Here is a 3680-nt window from a genome sequence, read left to right as displayed (position 1 = left end):
TCGTCGGACTGGCCACCGGTGAGAAGGCCTGGACCCACCCGGAAACGGGCGAGGACAAGACGGGCACGCCGCTCTACAACGGCACCATCTTCCACCGTATCATCAAGGACTTCATGATCCAGGCCGGCGATCCGCTGGGCCGCGGCACGGGCGGACCGGGCTACAAGTTCGACGACGAAATCCACCCGGAACTGACGTTCAACGAGCCGTACAAGCTGGCCATGGCCAACGCCGGCATCCAGATGGKCCGCGGCACCAACKGTTCCCAGTTCTTCATCACCACCATCCCCACGGGCTGGCTGCAGGGCAAGCACAGCATCTTTGGCGAGGTCGCCGATGAAGAATCCAAGAAGGTCGTCGACGCGATCGAGGGCGTCCGCACCGGCATGGGCGACCGCCCCGTCGAGGACGTCACCATCAACAGCATTGATATCGAGAAGCTCTAACCCACACCATGAGCTACGGAGTTCCGGCGGCAGAGCCGTCCGCGGAGATCCCGGTGTGCCCCAGACACCCGGACCGGCCCGCCTATGTGCGCTGCCAGCGATGCGGGCGCCCTGCGTGCCCCGATTGCCAGCGGGCGGCCGCCGTCGGATTCCAATGCGTTGACTGCGTCAACGAAACCAAACGCACGACGCCGATCGTCAGGACCGTCTACGGCGGCGCCGTGACCATCGGCAAACCGGTCGTCACTCTCGTGATCATCGGTCTGTGCGCCCTTGTTTATGCCCTGCAGTGGATCGTCCCCAACGACGGGATCTACCAGCAGCTGGCCTACGCCCCCGCCTTCACTGACAGCGAGCCGTGGCGGATGCTCACGTCGGCGTTCCTGCACTCCCAGGGATTCCTGCTCCACATCGTCCTGAACATGTACACGTTGTGGATTTTCGGCCAGATCCTTKAACCGCTGCTGGGCCATGTCCGCTTCCTGGCGATCTATCTGCTCTCCGCCGTCGGCGGCTCGGCCGGCTTCCTCCTGCTGACCCCGGTCTATCCCGTGAACGGCCCCGTTGGCCTCGTCGGAGCCTCCGGCGCCATCTTCGGCCTGTTCGGCGCCCTGCTGGTGGTCCAGCGGCAACGCGGMGGCGATATCCGCCAACTCCTGGTCCTGATCGCCATCAACGGCGTCATCGGATTCATGGTCCCTCAGATCGCGTGGCAGGCCCATCTTGGCGGCCTCGTCACCGGCGCCCTGAGCGCCGTCGTCATTGCCTACACTCCCCGCGGACCCCGGCAGACTCTGATCCAGGTGATCGGCCTCGCCGGCGTCCTGGCGCTCGTGATCGTCGTTTCAGGCGTCCGGATGGCCGGCGCCGCTTAAGTCGGGCCCGCCTCCGCCACCTTTGCCGTCCACCCCGCGGCGCCCTTTGCCGCCGATCCCGTCTGCGCCCTGCCGTACTCGTGCCCATCCATCCGGGCGCAGTTCCGGGCAGTTTCGTCCGGGGGCACTTCGACGTGAACACGCCGCTCCCCGGCCGTCTATCGCCGTCTCCGGCCCGCAAAGCCGCYCCGGACGGCGCACCCCACCAGCCCGCCGGCACGACCCGAACACCCGTCTGCACCCACCCGTCTGCACCCACCCGTCTGCACCCCCGTCTGCACCCCCGGGGAAAACCCGTCCGATCCGCGGCGATCTCCGCTGTCGCCGGTGGAAGTTTTCCACAGGGTTTATCCACATTGTTAATAACTTACATGCGTGTAGTTCGTGCCGGGTTTCCCGATCTGACGGCCACAGCTGGCGAATTTCCGGGAGCGTGGTGAAGCCGTCCGATGGATCTCCACACCTGTGGATAACTTCTGTGGGTTGCCCTGTGAGTAAGTGGACAACTCTGTTTATTCGCCGAGTCCGCTGCTTCGCCCTGCAACATGCAACAATGCGTCCCCAGGAACTGCAGATGGGCTGCCGGCCTCCCGCCGGTCCGCCGCCCCGCGTCGCTGGATCGTGTGACCGGCCGMGCTTCAGGCTGCACGGCACGCGTCGCCGGCCGGTCCCGAGGTCTTTCAACAGGGTTATTCACAGTGTTAATAACTTGATGCTCTTAGCAGCGGCGCGAAGAAATCCGGTTCATGGCCCACCAGCAAGGCATGCCGGATTCCCGCGCCGGCGGTTATCCCCAGCTGTGGATAACTTGTGGGTAGAACACTGTTACTAAGTGGATAACTTATTCGTCGCAGTCCGCCGGCCGGAACAGTTGCTTCTGGCGTCGCCTGGCACGGCCGCGAAGCGCCGGACGGGGCGGAGGGCCGATCAACKACACTTTTCCACAGGGAATCCACACTGTTAATAACTTACAGCTTTGTAATTCATGGCCCGGCGGAGATCCCGCCGTCTCCGGGGCGGCCAGCTGCGGCCTTTTAACAGGGATGGAAGGCATGAATGAACGGAAACTTATGAACAATGTGGATAAGTTTCCCCAGACTTGTGCACAGCTGTGGATAAAGTCGGTTCATGCATCCGGCGCTGCGCGGCACCGCGTCAGTCCGCCCCACCGAACCGCGGCATCAGTGCGGCCAGACGCCCGACGTTCCGCGCCGGTGGCTGTCCAGCAGATGGGTATCCACAATTCCGATGGCTTCCATGAGCGCAAACATGGTGGTGGGTCCGACGAACGCGAAGCCCTTCTTGCGCAGCGCCTTGGACAGGGCCACAGACTCGGCCGAGGTCGTCGGGACCTGGTCCAGCGAATGGGGCCGGGGCGTGGTTGAGGGCTGAAAGGCCCAGACGAAGTCGACCAGGCCGCCGTCGTCCCGCAACGCCAGAGTGGCCCTGGCGTTCGTGATCGTTGCCTGGATCTTGAGCCGGTTCCGGACAATGCCGGCATCGAGCATGAGCCGTTCCACATCGGCGTCGGTGAAGGACGCAACCGTCTCCGGGTGGAAGTCCTTGAATGCCGCACGGAAGGAGGGCCGCTTCCGCAGAATCGTCGCCCAGGACAGCCCGGCCTGGAACCCCTCGAGGCAGATTCGTTCGTAGAGACCCTGCTCTTCCCGGACGGGCATTCCCCACTCGGTGTCGTAGTATTCACGCAGCATGGGATCCACGGCTGCCCACACAGGCCGCGCCAGCCCGTCGTCGCCAATAATTGAGCCGCTAACTGCCGGGGTCATCTGGAATCCTTCGCTGGGTTAATGCCGCTCCCAGCATTATCGGTMAAAGGGCACCGCCGCCTGAAGCACGGCTACCTGGAACCTGGGAGCCGGGCGCTCGAGCGCCGGGATTAACGGTGATGGGCCGGCACACAATGTGTACCGGCCCATCAGGGACATGCTCCGCGGAGGCGTGGTTCAGGAACGCCAGCGCGTGGTCATCAGGAAGCCGATGATCGCKATTCCGAACCCGGCGACGATGTTCCATGAGCCCCAGGCCTGTACCGGAAAGGCGCCTTGAGTGATGTAGAACGTGATGATCCACAGCAGACCAACGATCATCAGGCCAAACATGACGGGCTTGAACCAGACCGGATTGGGCTTGTAGGCCGCAGCAGAAGTCTGCGGGGCCACACTGGCAGTCCTCTTACGCGGCTTCGAGACGGGCACTGATCCTCCTTGGCGGGCCGGAACAAGAGCGGCTTGGTATCGTGCAGGAGGTAAGMCCCCGGCGGCCAGCGCGCTCTTGGTCAAGTTTGAATTCTTGTTCGCAGTCAATTCTAGCTGTAGTTCAGGCCACACCGTTGACCCCC

At 63.7% G+C, this 3680-nt stretch carries 4 protein-coding genes; 2 read left to right on the top strand and 2 right to left on the bottom strand.

Annotated features, from left to right (window positions below; translation table 11 throughout):
- A partial coding sequence (locus tag AC1DBQ_RS22400) for a peptidylprolyl isomerase (protein ID WP_476930606.1) occupies positions 1 to 446 on the top strand: 446 nt, incomplete at its 5' end.
- Positions 447 to 454: 8 nt separating this feature from the next.
- The gene (locus tag AC1DBQ_RS22395; RefSeq protein WP_476930605.1) at positions 455 to 1321 is read left to right on the top strand and encodes a rhomboid family intramembrane serine protease; all 867 of its coding nucleotides are present in this window, start codon (positions 455 to 457) and stop codon (positions 1319 to 1321) included.
- Positions 1322 to 2502: 1181 nt separating this feature from the next.
- Here the strand turns inward: AC1DBQ_RS22395 and AC1DBQ_RS22390 are convergent.
- Both AC1DBQ_RS22390 and AC1DBQ_RS22385 read right to left on the bottom strand, forming a co-directional pair.
- Complete coding sequence (locus tag AC1DBQ_RS22390; RefSeq protein ID WP_476930604.1) at positions 2503 to 3108, bottom strand: DNA-3-methyladenine glycosylase I; 606 nt, start codon at positions 3106 to 3108, stop codon at positions 2503 to 2505.
- Between the two features lie 177 nt (positions 3109 to 3285).
- Positions 3286 to 3537, bottom strand: coding sequence for a cell division protein CrgA (locus AC1DBQ_RS22385; protein ID WP_476930607.1), 252 nt, complete (start codon positions 3535 to 3537; stop codon positions 3286 to 3288).
- Positions 3538 to 3680 lie beyond the last annotated feature (143 nt).

It is taken from the genome of Arthrobacter sp. 10T413_2 (assembly GCF_056394205.1).
The sequence above is the reverse complement of the archived record's forward strand: the minus strand, read 5'-3'. Positions and strand labels throughout refer to the sequence as shown.

Bases quoted from the DNA above. Each gene is read 5' to 3' on its own strand.
- AC1DBQ_RS22390 (WP_476930604.1), bottom strand. From the start codon at position 3,108: ATGACCCCGGCAGTTAGCGGCTCAATTATTGGCGACGACGGGCTGGCG.